Annotated in this window: 16 protein-coding genes and 1 riboswitch; of the genes, 4 read left to right on the forward strand and 12 right to left on the reverse strand. The window is 58.3% G+C overall.

Annotation, left to right across the window (positions count from 1 at the left end):
* Positions 1-5 precede the first annotated feature (5 nt).
* The 9 genes from metK to miaB all read right to left on the reverse strand — a co-directional run bounded on the left by metK (position 6) and on the right by miaB (position 8,487).
* Positions 6-1,187 carry a methionine adenosyltransferase gene (metK, locus tag KUW67_RS08110; protein WP_224824803.1) on the reverse strand — a complete coding sequence of 394 codons (1,182 nt, stop codon included), beginning with the start codon at positions 1,185-1,187 and terminating at the stop codon, positions 6-8.
* 5 nt (positions 1,188-1,192) lie between these two features.
* Positions 1,193-1,241: riboswitch (SAM-SAH riboswitch) on the reverse strand.
* 17 nt (positions 1,242-1,258) lie between these two features.
* Positions 1,259-2,776, reverse strand: a complete 1,518-nt coding sequence (lnt, locus tag KUW67_RS08115) for an apolipoprotein N-acyltransferase (protein WP_224824804.1) — start codon at positions 2,774-2,776, stop codon at positions 1,259-1,261.
* Position 2,777: 1 nt separating this feature from the next.
* Positions 2,778-3,632, reverse strand: coding sequence for a hemolysin family protein (locus tag KUW67_RS08120; RefSeq protein ID WP_224824805.1), 855 nt, complete (start codon positions 3,630-3,632; stop codon positions 2,778-2,780).
* A 42-nt stretch (positions 3,633-3,674) separates the two neighbouring features.
* Entirely contained in the window at positions 3,675-4,178 is a 504-nt protein-coding gene (gene ybeY / locus KUW67_RS08125; RefSeq protein WP_224824806.1) for an rRNA maturation RNase YbeY, read from the reverse strand.
* 6 nt (positions 4,179-4,184) lie between these two features.
* Positions 4,185-5,198: a PhoH family protein gene (locus KUW67_RS08130; RefSeq protein WP_224824807.1), complete on the reverse strand. Its 1,014-nt coding sequence runs from the start codon at positions 5,196-5,198 to the stop codon at positions 4,185-4,187.
* Between the two features lie 151 nt (positions 5,199-5,349).
* Positions 5,350-5,676 carry a hypothetical protein gene (locus KUW67_RS08135; RefSeq protein ID WP_224824808.1) on the reverse strand — a complete coding sequence of 109 codons (327 nt, stop codon included), beginning with the start codon at positions 5,674-5,676 and terminating at the stop codon, positions 5,350-5,352.
* Between the two features lie 12 nt (positions 5,677-5,688).
* Positions 5,689-6,327, reverse strand: coding sequence for an OmpA family protein (locus tag KUW67_RS08140; RefSeq protein WP_224824809.1), 639 nt, complete (start codon positions 6,325-6,327; stop codon positions 5,689-5,691).
* A gap of 333 nt (positions 6,328-6,660) precedes the next feature.
* A complete protein-coding gene (locus KUW67_RS08145; RefSeq protein WP_224824810.1) occupies positions 6,661-7,077 on the reverse strand; it encodes a VOC family protein in 417 nt (138 codons plus the stop codon).
* Positions 7,078-7,167: 90 nt separating this feature from the next.
* A complete protein-coding gene (miaB, locus tag KUW67_RS08150) occupies positions 7,168-8,487 on the reverse strand; it encodes a tRNA (N6-isopentenyl adenosine(37)-C2)-methylthiotransferase MiaB (RefSeq protein WP_224824811.1) in 1,320 nt (439 codons plus the stop codon).
* 101 nt (positions 8,488-8,588) lie between these two features.
* Between miaB and KUW67_RS08155 the strand changes: the two genes are divergently transcribed.
* The gene (locus tag KUW67_RS08155) at positions 8,589-9,452 is read left to right on the forward strand and encodes a hypothetical protein (protein ID WP_224824812.1); all 864 of its coding nucleotides are present in this window, start codon (positions 8,589-8,591) and stop codon (positions 9,450-9,452) included.
* A 130-nt stretch (positions 9,453-9,582) separates the two neighbouring features.
* On the opposite strand, the gene irrA is transcribed toward KUW67_RS08155, so the two are convergent.
* The gene (irrA, locus tag KUW67_RS08160; protein WP_224824813.1) at positions 9,583-9,999 is read right to left on the reverse strand and encodes an iron response transcriptional regulator IrrA; all 417 of its coding nucleotides are present in this window, start codon (positions 9,997-9,999) and stop codon (positions 9,583-9,585) included.
* 171 nt (positions 10,000-10,170) lie between these two features.
* Between irrA and fabA the strand changes: the two genes are divergently transcribed.
* From fabA to KUW67_RS08175, 3 genes are read left to right on the forward strand one after another with little or no spacing between them, the layout of a single operon-like run.
* Positions 10,171-10,683, forward strand: a complete 513-nt coding sequence (fabA, locus tag KUW67_RS08165; protein ID WP_224824814.1) for a bifunctional 3-hydroxydecanoyl-ACP dehydratase/trans-2-decenoyl-ACP isomerase — start codon at positions 10,171-10,173, stop codon at positions 10,681-10,683.
* Between the two features lie 15 nt (positions 10,684-10,698).
* Positions 10,699-11,925, forward strand: a complete 1,227-nt coding sequence (fabB, locus tag KUW67_RS08170) for a beta-ketoacyl-ACP synthase I (protein WP_224824815.1) — start codon at positions 10,699-10,701, stop codon at positions 11,923-11,925.
* A gap of 7 nt (positions 11,926-11,932) precedes the next feature.
* Positions 11,933-12,721 carry an enoyl-ACP reductase gene (locus tag KUW67_RS08175; RefSeq protein WP_224824816.1) on the forward strand — a complete coding sequence of 263 codons (789 nt, stop codon included), beginning with the start codon at positions 11,933-11,935 and terminating at the stop codon, positions 12,719-12,721.
* A 32-nt stretch (positions 12,722-12,753) separates the two neighbouring features.
* Here the strand turns inward: KUW67_RS08175 and KUW67_RS08180 are convergent, their stop codons facing one another.
* Both KUW67_RS08180 and KUW67_RS08185 read right to left on the reverse strand, forming a co-directional pair.
* Positions 12,754-13,140, reverse strand: a complete 387-nt coding sequence (locus tag KUW67_RS08180) for a VOC family protein (protein ID WP_224824817.1) — start codon at positions 13,138-13,140, stop codon at positions 12,754-12,756.
* A 66-nt stretch (positions 13,141-13,206) separates the two neighbouring features.
* Positions 13,207-13,440, reverse strand: coding sequence for a YdcH family protein (locus KUW67_RS08185; RefSeq protein WP_224824818.1), 234 nt, complete (start codon positions 13,438-13,440; stop codon positions 13,207-13,209).
* Positions 13,441-13,546: the final 106 nt, after the last annotated feature.

Raw genomic sequence — 13,546 nt, forward strand, 5'->3', positions numbered from 1 at the left:
TCCGATCAAACGGCTTTCTTTAGCGCTTCGGCCAGATCGGTTTTCTCCCAGCTGAAACCGCCATCGGCGGCTGGCTGACGACCGAAATGGCCGTAAGCTGCGGTGCGGGCATAGATCGGGCGGTTCATCTGAAGATGCTCGCGGATACCGCGCGGGGTCAGGTCCATGACCTGTGCAACCGCCTTTTCGATTTCGGCATCCGGCACCTGTCCAGTGCCGAATGTGTCGGCATAGATCGACAGCGGCTTGGCCACACCAATCGCATAGCTCAGTTGGATCGTGCAGCGGTCGGCCATGCCAGAGGCGACAACATTCTTCGCCAGATAGCGCGCGGCATAGGCCGCAGAGCGGTCCACTTTGGTCGGGTCTTTGCCCGAAAAAGCGCCGCCGCCATGGGGGGCTGCGCCGCCATAGGTATCCACGATGATCTTGCGACCCGTCAGACCCGCATCACCGTCAGGACCACCGATCACGAAGGTGCCCGTGGGATTCACCCACCACTCGGTGTCTTCTGTCACCCAACCTTCAGGGAGGACCTCCAGAATATAGGGCTCGACGATGGCGCGGATATCGTCACTGGTCTGATCCTCGGACTCGTGCTGGGTCGACAGCACAATGGACGACACACCAATGGGCTTGCCGTCCTCATAGACAACGGACAGCTGCGATTTCGCATCCGGGCGCAGCGTCGGCTCGGTTCCGTCTTTGCGGACCTCGGCCAGACGGCGCAGGATCGCATGAGCATATTGAATGGGCGCAGGCATCAAGGCGTCGGTTTCGGTCGTCGCATAGCCGAACATGATACCTTGGTCACCGGCACCTTCATCCTTGTCTTCGCCTGCATCGACACCCTGGGCGATATGCGCGGATTGCGGATGCAGCAGGTTCGTTACTTCGCAGGTTGCGTGATGAAATTCGTCCTGCTCATAGCCGATATCCTTGATACAGGCGCGGGCGATGTCATCGATCCGACCCAGATAGTCATTCAGCTTGGATTTGTCAGACAGGCCCACCTCACCACCGATTACAACGCGGTTTGTGGTGGCAAAGGTCTCCGCGGCGACGCGGGCTTCGGGCTCTTCGGCCAAAAACGCATCGAGAACGGCGTCGGAAATGCGGTCGCACACCTTATCGGGGTGCCCCTCGGAGACGGATTCCGAGGTGAATGTGTAATTCTTACGTGACATGAAAGTGCTCCATTGAGGTTATCCCGCCACGTCAGGAAGCCGTTGTGGCAGATGTTTATATGGCTGCTCGCTTACGCTTGTGGCGCAGGGCCGTCAATCGAAGACCGTTTTCGCGCCATAACCAGCGTCAAAGAAACGAAAACGAGCAACAGTAGCAAAGGCCCGTCGCCGGTTCTGGAATAAAATGTGGGCAGAAGTGGGGCAGGAAGTGCGATATCGCGATAGCCCGCCTCGCCCAGCGGGAGGCTGTCGAGGATGCGGCCATGCGGGTCAATCATCGCCGAAATGCCTGTATTGGCGACGCGCACCATCGGCAGTCCCTGCTCGACCGAGCGTAAGCGGGCTTGGGCCAAGTGCTGGTAGGGGCCTGAAAAAGTGCCGAACCACGCATCATTGGTGATCAGCAGCAGCCAGTCTGGCCGACCTGGCAGCCGCAGATTGCGTGGAAAGACACCTTCATAACAGATCAGCGGAAGCGCTTTGCCCAAAGCGCCTATATCGAGGATCTCAGGGCCAGCGCCGGGCGTGTAGCCGCCTGTGGTCTGTGCCGCCGCACCCAGAAATCCGATATTCGAGAAGAGATCGGCCAGGGGGATGTATTCGCCAAATGGCACGAGATGATGCTTGTCATAGACCGCGCTCAGAGCGCCGGACGGACCCACGACGGCGAGTGAATTGAAATAATCCGGGCCTTCGGAGCGTTGCGCGCCCAGAATGACGCCTGCCCCATTCGCAGCCTCAGTTATCTGGGCGATGATACCGCCTGCGCGCTCAAGCGCATAAGGAATTGCCGTTTCAGGCCAGACCACCAGATCGACGGCTGGCGCGGCGCGAGTGAACTCTAGCTGACGATTATAGAAGATCGGGATGAAATCCGGATCCCATTTCTGGTGCTGCGGGGCGTTGGGCTGGATCAAGCGCACCATGGGACGATCCGGGCCTACCGCAAGCGGCTCTGGCACAACAAGCAAGGGCAAGCCCAGCAGCCCGACCGCTGGGACCAGCGCCCAGCGCTTGAACCACAGCGCTGTTAGCAGGCAGGCCGCCGCAAGCAGCAGCGCGAATGTCAGGCCCAGCGCACCGATGTAGGCAGCCAGATGCACATATGGCGTGTCGATCAGCACATGGCCCACCAGCGCCCAAGGAAACCCTGTAAACAGCACACCACGCAGAGCCTCGGCCCCGGTCCAGATAACGCAGAGCAGCAAAACCGCTTGCACCGGCCCCGCACGAAACCTTGCGCTGAGCGCAAAGCCCGCGCCCCAAAGCAGCGCCAATCCGCCCGCCAAGAGCACCAAAGCAAACGGCGCCATCCAGCCATGGCGCGCGATATCAACCAAGAAGGGCTCGATAATCCAGTGCAGGCTTGGGGCAAACCAGCCAAAGCCCACGGCCCAACCAATCAGAAAAGCGCGGCGCCATGTCGTGGCAGACAGATACAGCGCCATCGCGGCCATGAGACCCAAAAGGCTAAAGATCGGCAAATCGAATGGCGCGTGTCCGAGTGCCGCAACGACACCTGAAAGAATAGCTATCGCGATGACCCGGCGACGGGTCTGCATCGCGATCCAGCTCTCCCGCAAATCCATACTAGCCCAAGCGCACGCGGAGCCGTTTGATCCGGCGCGGATCGGCATCTACTACCTCGAATTCGGCACCCGCGGGGTGTGGCACAACCTCGCCGCGCGCAGGCACCCGACCTGTCAGCACAAATACCAGACCACCCAAAGTGTCGATCTCGTCATCGTCCAGATCTTCAGTCAGCGATGCGCCCACTGCCTCTTCGAAATCGTCAAGCGGGGTCGTGGCAAGCGCCAGATAGGTGCCGGGCTTTTCCTCGGTCCATTGCTGCTCGTCGTCGATATCGTGTTCGTCCTCGATCTCGCCGATGACCTGTTCAATCAGGTCCTCGATGGTCAACAAGCCGTCCACGCCGCCATATTCGTCGATCACCAATGCCATATGCGTTCGGTCGCTTTGCATCTTTTGCAGCAGCACACCGATAGGCATAGACGGCGGCACATACAGCACCTCGCGCATCGCATCGCTTAACTTGAAGCTCTTGTTGCCGTTAAATCCAAACTTGAGCGCGAAATCCTTGAGGTGGACCATCCCCATCGGGCTATCCAGCGTGCCTTCGTAGACGGGCAGACGCGTCAGGCCACTATCGCGGAACACCTGCACCAGATTGGCCTTGGTAATATCATTGGGGACGGCCGTAATCTCGACCTTGGGGATCATCACATCCTCGACCTGCAGCTTGCGCAGGTTTCCCATGCCGTGGCCGGTCGGCACATGGCGCGCGGGGGCTTCGATGACAGGAGGCTCGTCTTCGCCGGGGCTGAGAGAGGAAATGATGCGCCCAAAAAAGCCGGGCGTTTTATCGGTATCGGGGTCTTGCGCGCTTTGCGCTGCGCTAGAGCTTCCCTCGGACGTGTCGGCCATTGTTCCTTTTCCAAAATACGCGGGGGCTCAAACGCCCGCCTTCTAACTATATGGGTCCGGTTGGCCCATGGACGCAAGGATTTCCACCTCCAGACCCTCCATAAGGGCCGCATCAGCGTCGGATATGTGATCGTAACCCAACAAATGCAACGTCGCGTGCACGATCAGATGCGTTACATGCGCCGATATCTGCTTAGAGGCTGCTTCAGCCTCGGCCAGACATGTTTCGTAGGCGATCGCGATATCACCCAGTTCCTCCGGCGGCATCGGGCCGATATGCGGAGGATTGGGATGCGTGCCGGGGGTCGCGGCCGCACGATCCTCGGAAGGCCAGCTGAGCACATTCGTGGGCTTCGGTTTCTCGCGGAAATCGTTGTTCAGCGTCATGATCCGCGCGTCATCGCAACCCATCAAACTGATCGCGAAGTGGTCGGGATTGAGGGAGCGGTGCACCAGCGTGTTGCGCGCTGCGACCTCGGCCAGCGCGGCAAGACCCACATCCTTCCAGCGCGCATCCTCGATGAGCGTTTCCACAAGCTCTGACACGGGCGCTTAGCCTTCAGCTTTCTCGTAAGCGTCAATGATCGCTGCCACCAGCGGGTGCCGCACGACATCCTTGGAGGTAAAATAGTTAAAGGAAATCTTGGGGATATGCTTGAGCAGGTTCTCGGCATCCTTAAGACCCGATTGCACGCCTCGCGGCAGGTCGATCTGAGAGCGGTCCCCGGTGATAACCATGCGTGAACCTTCGCCAAGACGGGTCAGGAACATCTTCATCTGCATCGACGTGGCGTTCTGAGCTTCGTCCAGAACGACGAATGCGTTGGCCAAAGTGCGGCCGCGCATGAACGCTAAGGGAGCAATCTCGATGCGCTTTTCCTCGATCAGCTTGGCGGTTTGCTTGCCCGGCAAAAAGTCATTCAGCGCGTCATAAAGCGGCTGCATGTAGGGATCGACCTTGTCTTTCATGTCACCGGGCAAAAAGCCCAAACGCTCGCCCGCCTCAACAGCTGGCCGCGACAGAATGATCCGGTCCACATGGCCACCGATAAACATCGACACACCAACAGCGACGGCCAGATAAGTCTTGCCGGTCCCTGCCGGACCAATGCCAAAGGCCAGCTCATTCTCGAAAAGCGCCTGAACATAGGCTTTCTGGGCATCCGTCCGCGGCTCTACCGTTTTCTTACGCGTCTTGATCTCGACCTTGCCGCCCTGGAACAGCTCCATCTGGTCGCCGCCGCGCGTGCCGGTGCCGGCTTCTGATCCGCTCATTCGGATAGCTGCATCAATATCGCCGGTTTCCAGCGTTTTGCCGGTCTCCAGGCGTTGATACATCTCTTGCAACAACTGATGCGCCTCTAGACGGTCCCCGGTCTCACCACCCATGACGACAAGCTGATTGCCGCGGCGGATGATCTGCACCGATAGCGCATTTTCGATATGAGCGAGGTTCTTGTCATACTCCCCGCACAGATCAATCAGAAGTCTGTTGTCAGGGAATTCCAGCAGCAGTTCCTGAACGTCTGCTTGGTTGGGCGGTGGGGTCAGCGCGCTAAGGGCCAATCATATCTCCGGTTTGAGGGGTGCCTGTTCAGCAACCGTGCCAAGGGCGGGCGTCACACGCAAGGTCTGAGCACCCATTGTCACGTAAATATAACGAAAAAGGCCGCGGGCGAGGTGCCCACGGCCTTTGTTTTGATCGCTCGGTGACACGTTAGATCGTGTCGGGGAAGCTGGAACCCGATTTGAACGGCCCGGTTGCCACGCCCGGAGGGGCTGCACCAGAGCAGACAGGCTTGCCGTATTTGTCCAGACGCGCCGACAGATATCCCTCGACACCGTCGTCGATAATCCAGTGGTCACAGCCATTCGGATCAATCCAGACACCGGCCTTGAGTTGGCTCAGATCCTTGGTGTCGCGGCCTGCATCAACCGTTTTGTCGATGGTGTTGCGCGGCCCCTCGCGGAGCAAACGCTCGTTTGCACAGCCAGACACAGCGACGCCGAGAGCCAGGACCAATGTTGCTTTGAGAAGTTTCATGTTCCTGATCCCTTAGCGAATGCAGATGATTTCGACGCGGCGGTTCTTGGCCATGCCGCCAGCCGAACGATTGGAAGCACGCGGCATCCGCTCTCCGTAGCCCCGCACATCAACGATGCGGGCACCAACGCTTTGACCTACGCGGGCCACGCTGTTGGCGCGATTCAGCGACAGGCGCATGTTGTAAGCATCAGAGGCACGGCTGTCGGTGTGACCCGAGATTACAAACGCGCTGGCGCTGGAGGACTGGAAGAACTCCTGCAAACGCTGCTTGCCGTTACGCGTGATGTGGTGGCTGTCAGTGGCGAAGAACTGGTCCGAATTCATCACACCACAGACATTGCCACGGCGGCAGACCGGGATACCCTGACGGGTGACATGCGGGGTCATGTAACCCTCGGCACCGTCATCCATCACCCAATGCTCGCATCCATCGGGATCAACCCAGATCGTCGGCACATAGCGCTCACCAATCACGGTGCGGGTCCGGGTGCCAGTCGTTGCGTTTCCGACGCGCGGCGTGTTGCTGACATAGCCACTATAGCCGTGCCCATCTGCGGCAACCGGCGCGGGTGTCGCCACCAGCCCTACAATCGACAAGGCAATTGCGCTGAGTGCCCCTGCTGCTGCTTTCGCGATTTGTTTTCTCACAGCCCTCATCCTCTGCTGTTGTCCCAAACGTGCGAGGATATCTGCAATACCGAACACTCACACCATTTCGGTGACCCTAGCAAATTTAGCGTAATTGTGAAGATTTATTTACCAGATATTGTGTCCGAAATCGAAACAAAGACGAGTTTAACGGCGCATTTTTTAATGCACCCTGCCGTAACGGCAAGAATTGCCACTTGATTAGGTCAAAAGGGCTTCCGTTAATGTCTGTCAGAATGCTCTTCAGAACAGGCCGTTCACCCTATCTCACTAAGCGTCCCCTTCGGCTTTCTGCAGCTAGAGCAGCAGTTCTCATTACCTCTATCGAAAACCCTATCCGTCTCGCCCCGGCTCGTTCGGGTTACTGGAAAACAGGGCGATCTTATTGCCCTGAGGATCACGAAGATAGCAAACGTAGAATTGCGGTCCGTAGGACGCGCGAAACCCCGGCTGGCCCTCGTCCGACCCACCTGCATCGAGAGCCGCGGCGTGAAGCGCACGCACTTGGTCTTGACTGCGCGCCTCGAACGCGACCATTGCGCCATTGCCAGCCGAGGCAGGCCGCCCATCAAAGGTTGGTTTGACGTAGAAATCCGGTTGGACCACAGACTGCCCCGCCGCAACGGGCAACACATAGCTTAGCCCCTCTGGACCTTCTTCCAGCCCATAACCGAGGGCCGGTAGAAACGCTCCATAGAACCGCTTCGCGCGGGCAATGTCGTCAGCACCGACGGTGACATATGCTATCATGCTGTATTTGCCTTTTTGCTAGGTCGTCGAGCGCATCAAAAGCGCATGTCGCACGCGACGACATTTGACGGCGGCTCTACAGACAACCCCTCAGATCATTGCCCCGCGCAGCGAGTTCTTTTCGCTGCCCACGATCTTCACCTTGCGGATGTCACCACGTTCAACAGGCGCATCGTCGACATGCACCGCGTGGAGGTATTCTGATTTGCCGCCCATCTGACCCGCCAAACGGCCCGGCTTTTCAAAAAGCACACTGACTTCACGGCCTACCATGTTGTCCTGAATGCAGCGCTGTTGGGTCCAGAGCAGCTCTTGCAGGCGGTGCAGACGCTCTGTCGCCAACCCGTCGTCAATCTGCGGCTTTTCGGCGGCAGGCGTGCCGGGGCGAGTGGAGTATTTGAACGAATAGGCCTGCCCGTATTCGACAGCCTCAACCAGCGCCATCGTATCCTCGAAATCCTGATCCGTCTCGCAGGGGAAGCCGACGATAAAATCGCCTGACAGTAGAATGTCAGGACGCGCGGCACGGATGCGTTCGATCACGCGCAGGTAGTCCTGGGCAGTGTGTTTGCGGTTCATCGCTTTGAGGATGCGGTCCGAGCCAGATTGCACGGGCAGATGCAGATAAGGCATCAGCTTGGAACAAGAGCCATGGGCTTCGATCAGCGCATCATCCATGTCATTGGGATGGCTGGTCGTGAAACGGATACGCTCCAGCCCATCGATTTCGTCCAGCGCCCAGATCAGCTGCGCCAGCGTCATGTCCCCGTCCGGACCTGCCCCATGATACGCGTTTACGTTCTGGCCCAGCAGGGTGATCTCGCGCACGCCGCGCTCCACCAGATCGCGCGCCTCGGTCAGGATCCGCTCCACCGGGCGGGAGACCTCGGCCCCACGGGTGTAGGGGACAACGCAAAACGCGCAAAACTTATCGCAGCCTTCCTGCACGGTCAGAAACGCGGTTGGCCCGCGCTTGGCTTTGGGGCGCGATTTGAGATGCTCGAACTTGTCTTCTTCGGGAAAATCGGTGTCGAGCGCTTTACCGCCCTTGGCGACAGCCTCTTCCATGGCGGGCAGGCGGTGATAGCTTTGCGGGCCGACGACCAGATCGACCATCGGCTGACGGCGCATGATCTCTTCGCCCTCAGCCTGGGCCACGCAACCGGCCACGCCGATCTTCAGATCAGGCTTATCGGCCTTGAGACCTTTATAGCGACCCAGCTCGGAATAAATCTTCTCGGCCGCCTTCTCGCGGATATGGCAGGTGTTGAGCAGGATCATATCCGCATCATCGGGCGTTTTCGTCTCGACATAACCCTGCCCACCCAGCGTTTCCGCCATGCGTTCACTGTCATAGACATTCATCTGACAGCCATAGGTCTTGATATAGAGCTTCTTTGCGTCGGCCATGATCGCACCCTTTGTTTCGCGCTCGTGTCTATCTCAGGGCAGCGCCCACTTGCAATGCGATGCGGCATGGCCGATTTTGGGCAAAAGAAGGCAGGCCGTGTATGCAGTATTCCGATTTGAAATCCTTTCTGGCCGAGGCCAAGACCGTGCTGGCCAAGGGACCCGTCGCGTTGATCCTGGCCGAGGATTCCGCTGAATTGGACAGCACAATCCGCCATCACGGCGATTGCGGCTTTAAACAGGTCTGCGTTTTTGCGCAGCCTGAAGTTGAGGTGCCGGAAGATCTGATCGAGAACCTGCATGTCATCCCCTATAACCACACTATCGAACGCTCGATGGAGACGCTGATCAATCAGGTGATCGCGGCGGCAGGGGATATCTGGCTCTATTACTGTTTTAACGCGGAGTACCTGTTTCATCCCTTTAGCGAGAGCCGCACGGTATCGGAAATGATTGCCTTCGTCACAGAAGAGCGGCGCGATACGGTGCTGACCTATGTCGTTGATCTTTATGCCGGCGATCTGGGGCGGCACCCCAATGCCGTCAGTATCGAAGACGCCCATATGGACCGGTCGGGTTATTACGCGCTGAACCGCAAGGACAAGTGGAACAACGACAAAGACCGTCAGATGGATTTCTTCGGTGGGCTGCGCTGGCGGTTCGAAGAACATATCCCGGCGCCGCGACGCCGGATCGACCGTGTGGCGCTTTTTCGCGCCAAACCGGGACTGAAGATCTTTTCAGATCACACGTTCAATGACGAGGAATACAATACCTATGCCTGCCCATGGCATCACAGCCCGACCGCAGCACTGGCGTCATTTCGCACCGCAAAGGCGCTAAAGCTGAACCCCGGCAGCACCTTTGATATTGAGACCTTCCGCTGGCACAACTCCACGCCGTTCGAATGGCACTCGCAGCAATTGCTGGATTTGGGGCTGATGGAACCCGGCCAATGGTTCTAGGCGCGCTATCGTCTTCAATTTGCCAGAAAGACCGCCTTCGGCGGACGTGATTGATCTGTTTCTGCCTTTTCAGACAGAATCAGTTCTGCCTCCGGCGGGGATATTTTGAAAAAGCGAAAAGGGCCGCGTGTTACTTGCGGCGCAGGCGAATGACCACGTCGACCTTCGAAATCTCGGCGCCTTCTGGGGCGTCAGGGAGGGACGCGATCTCAAGCTCGGCGGCAGGGGCGTCACTGAGGGTGTTGTCGTCTTCCCAATAGAAATGCGGGTGATCTGACATGTTGGTGTCAAAGTAGCTTTTCGAGCCATCGACCGTTATTTCACGCATTAAACCGGCATCACAAAAGGTGCGCAACGTGTTGTACACCGTTGCCAGCGAAACCCGTTCGCCAGCAGAACTGCACGCTTCATAGAGGCTTTCGGCAGTGACATGGCGGTTTTTGCCATCGCCCACCAGAAGGGTCGCCAATGACACGCGCTGTCGCGTTGGGCGCACATTGGCGGTGGTCAGCCAGTCGGTTCCACGAGTTGTTGCGTCCTGGGTCATTGCCTTGGTCCATTGCCTCACCTGCTTAATATAGGGGGTCCGGGGGCCGGATTTCAAATGATATTCAGTCGCATCTGTATGCGCCTGCCAGATTGCGGCGCACTTGCCAGTGGTTCACGCGCGATGCTAAGGGGCTGCGGAACGGGAAATGCGACAAAGGGGCGTGGCTGAATGGCCCAATATCCGACGAGTTTCGACAAGGACGATCTGCTGAAATGCGCACGGGGCGAATTGTTTGGCCCAGGGAATGCGCAATTGCCCGAACCACCCATGCTGATGATGGACCGGATCACCGATGTCTCCGCCGATGGTGGCGCGCATGGAAAAGGCCATATCGTTGCCGAGTTTGATATTCATCCTGACCTTTGGTTCTTTTCGTGCCACTTCCCCGGCAACCCGGTAATGCCCGGCTGTTTGGGCCTGGACGGTTTGTGGCAACTGACCGGTTTCAATCTGGGCTGGCGCGGCTGGCAGGGTCAGGGGTTTGCTCTTGGTGTCGGCGAAGTGAAGCTGACCGGAATGGTGAAACCGGATCGCAAAATGATTACCTATTATGTCGATTTCACGCGCGTCATTGACCGCCGCTTGAAGATGGGCGTTGCGGATGGACGTGTGGAAGCCGATGGTGAGGTGATCTATGCTGTCAAAGACATGAAGGTGGGTCTCGCCACCGCAGAATCCTGATGTAAGGAGCCGCTTATGCGTCGCGTTGTCATCACCGGGATGGGGGTTATCTCGCCCATCGGAAACACTGTGGCCGAAGTTGAGGCCTCTCTGCGTGCGGGCAAATCGGGCATCGCCGCAGAGCCTGAATATGCAGAGCGCGGCTTTCGCAGCCAGATCGCTGGCATCCCGCAGATTGATCTGGCCGAGCATATCGACAAGCGACAGCTGCGCTTTCAAGGGCCAACCGCGTCTTACGCCTATTTGGCGATGGAGCAGGCGGTGGCCGATAGCGGGCTTGAGCCGCATGAGGTCTCCAACGAGCGTACCGGCCTGATTGCAGGCTCGGGCGGGCCATCGACCAGCAATCTTTTCGCCGCGCATAACATCGTGGTCGAGAAAGGTGCGCCCAAGCGGATGGGGCCGTTCATGGTCACCCGCGGCATGTCGTCGACCGTCAGTGCGTGTCTGGCGACGCCTTTCAAGATCAAGGGCATCAATTATTCGATCACCTCGGCTTGTTCTACATCAGCCCATTGCATCGGCAACGCGGTTGAGCAGATCCAGCTGGGTAAACAAGACGTGGTCTTTGCCGGTGGTGGCGAAGAAGTCGATTGGACTTTGTCGTGCCTCTTCGACGCCATGGGCGCGATGAGCAGCAAGTATAACGATACACCCGAAACGGCCTCCCGCCCCTTTGATGCAACCCGCGATGGCTTCGTGATTGGCGGTGGTGGCGGCATGGTTGTTCTCGAAGAGCTGGAGCATGCCAAGGCCCGTGGCGCGAAGATCTACGCCGAGGTGACGGGCTACGGCGCGACCTCGGACGGGCATGATATGGTCGCACCCTCCGGCGAAGGCGGTGAACGTTCCATGCGTGTGGCGATTGCCGATCTGGGCGACCGCAAGGTGGATTACATCAACGCCCATGGCACCTCGACCCCTGCAGGGGATGTGACCGAAGTGGAAGCCGTGCGCCGCGTCTTTGGCGAAGGCAGCACGCCGCCCATCGCATCGACCAAATCGCTGACCGGGCATTCGCTGGGCGCCACCGGCGTGCATGAGGCGATCTATTCACTGATCATGATGGAAAACGATTTCATCGCCGCCTCGGCCAATGTGACCGAACTGGACCCGGCCTTGCACAAAGACGAGATCGTAACAGAACTGCGCGAAGGCGTGACCCTCGACACGGTGCTGTCGAACAGCTTTGGCTTCGGCGGCACAAACGCCACATTGGTTATGAGCAAATATCACGGATAACGTAGACATGTCGGATTTGATGAAGGGCAAGCGCGGCCTGATTATGGGCGTCGCCAACGAGCGCTCGATTGCGTGGGGCATCGCCAAAGCTATGGCCAACGCGGGCGCAGAACTGGCCTTCACTTATCAGGGCGAGGCGTTCGGCAAGCGGGTAGAGCCGCTGGCTGCCTCGGTTGGTTCGGACATTCTGGTCGATGTGGATGTGACAGATGACGCGTCTCTGGACACCGCGTTCGCCACGCTCAAAGACAAATGGGGCAAGCTCGACTTCGTCGTCCACGCAATTGCGTTTTCAGACAAAAATGAGCTGACAGGGCGCTTCGTGAACACTTCGCGCGAGAATTTCAAAACCTCGCTCGAGATCAGCTGCTACTCCCTGATCGAAGTCACCCGCCGCGCACATCCGCTGATGACAGACGGCGGCACCATCCTGACACTGACCTATCAAGGCTCCAACCGCGTAACCCCATTCTACAACGTCATGGGCGTCGCCAAAGCTGCGCTTGAATCCACCGTGCGCTATCTGGCCAATGACCTTGGCCCAGACGGTATCCGCGTCAATGCCATCTCACCCGGACCGATGAAAACGCTGGCCGGTGCCGCGATCGGCGGCGCACGCAAGACCTATCGGCAAACCGAACAAAACGCGCCCCTGCGCGCCAATGCAACGCTTGAGGCTGTTGGCGGCACCGCGCTTTATCTCGCGTCAGACCACGGCGCTTGCACGACCGGAGAGATCATCCGCGTGGACGGTGGCTATCATGTGCTCGGAATGCCGCAGCCGGAAAACCTCTAGACTTCTTTTGTCTCTAAATACCGAAGAACACCCTACTCCATGGGCTCATCGCTGGGCGTGATGACCCCGACGGCGGCCCCTGTCGGATCCGCAACAATCGCGATCCGGCCCACACCCTGAACATCAAAGCAATCGCGGTAAATCTGACCACCCGCCTCGCGGGTCTGAGCCACGGCCTTGTCCGCGTCATCGACCGCCATATAGGTCAACCAATGAGGCGGCGTCCCCTCATCCATCATGCTCATATCCACGATGCCGGCCACCGGCCGATCACCGACCATACCGATGTGATAGTCACCTTCGGGCATGGGCATCCTGTCGAACCGCCACCCGCAAACTGCGCCGTAATACTCCAGCGCCTTCGGCACGTCGCGGGTCATCAACTCGCTCCAATGCACTGTTCCATGTGTCTCGGACATCTGTTCTGGCCTCCCATCCGTTCTCAGATAATGGAACCAGTATAGCAGATTTCCGGGCGTCTTGCGTCAGGCCAGCATCCGCGCAATTTCGTCTTTCAGGCGCATGCGTTGTTTTCGAAGATCTTCTTCGGCAAATCGATCCATCGGCTCAACATTGGTTTCCGCCCGATGAATGGCACGGTTCACCTCATGATACTCATCTGCGAGCTTGGCAAAATGCGCATCGCTTTCCTTGAGGCTTTGCATGGCCTCGATCTTGTCGGGAAATTCTTCGGCCAGTTCGTGAGGTGTGTTGGACATTCGCGCTCTCCCATTTGCAAAGTCAGCCCAACGCTAGGCCGCAGCCCGGCTTTCAACATTGATGTGAATCAAGCGCGCGCCGCAAAAGAGTTTTCAGCAAAACTCT

Source organism: Cognatishimia sp. MH4019 (assembly GCF_020177595.1).
Classification (GTDB): Bacteria; Pseudomonadota; Alphaproteobacteria; order Rhodobacterales; family Rhodobacteraceae; genus JAHTBL01.

Bases quoted from the DNA above. Each gene is read 5' to 3' on its own strand.
- KUW67_RS08135 (WP_224824808.1), bottom strand. From the start codon at position 5,676: ATGAAACTTCTCAAAGCAACATTGGTCCTGGCTCTCGGCGTCGCTGTG.
- fabA (WP_224824814.1), top strand. From the start codon at position 10,171: ATGGCCCAATATCCGACGAGTTTCGACAAGGACGATCTGCTGAAATGC.
- KUW67_RS08120 (WP_224824805.1), bottom strand. From the start codon at position 3,632: ATGGCCGACACGTCCGAGGGAAGCTCTAGCGCAGCGCAAAGCGCGCAA.
- KUW67_RS08145 (WP_224824810.1), bottom strand. From the start codon at position 7,077: ATGATAGCATATGTCACCGTCGGTGCTGACGACATTGCCCGCGCGAAG.
- miaB (WP_224824811.1), bottom strand. From the start codon at position 8,487: ATGGCCGACGCAAAGAAGCTCTATATCAAGACCTATGGCTGTCAGATG.
- KUW67_RS08175 (WP_224824816.1), top strand. From the start codon at position 11,933: ATGTCGGATTTGATGAAGGGCAAGCGCGGCCTGATTATGGGCGTCGCC.
- metK (WP_224824803.1), bottom strand. From the start codon at position 1,187: ATGTCACGTAAGAATTACACATTCACCTCGGAATCCGTCTCCGAGGGG.
- KUW67_RS08185 (WP_224824818.1), bottom strand. From the start codon at position 13,440: ATGTCCAACACACCTCACGAACTGGCCGAAGAATTTCCCGACAAGATC.
- KUW67_RS08180 (WP_224824817.1), bottom strand. From the start codon at position 13,140: ATGTCCGAGACACATGGAACAGTGCATTGGAGCGAGTTGATGACCCGC.
- irrA (WP_224824813.1), bottom strand. From the start codon at position 9,999: ATGACCCAGGACGCAACAACTCGTGGAACCGACTGGCTGACCACCGCC.
- fabB (WP_224824815.1), top strand. From the start codon at position 10,699: ATGCGTCGCGTTGTCATCACCGGGATGGGGGTTATCTCGCCCATCGGA.
- KUW67_RS08155 (WP_224824812.1), top strand. From the start codon at position 8,589: ATGCAGTATTCCGATTTGAAATCCTTTCTGGCCGAGGCCAAGACCGTG.
- lnt (WP_224824804.1), bottom strand. From the start codon at position 2,776: ATGGATTTGCGGGAGAGCTGGATCGCGATGCAGACCCGTCGCCGGGTC.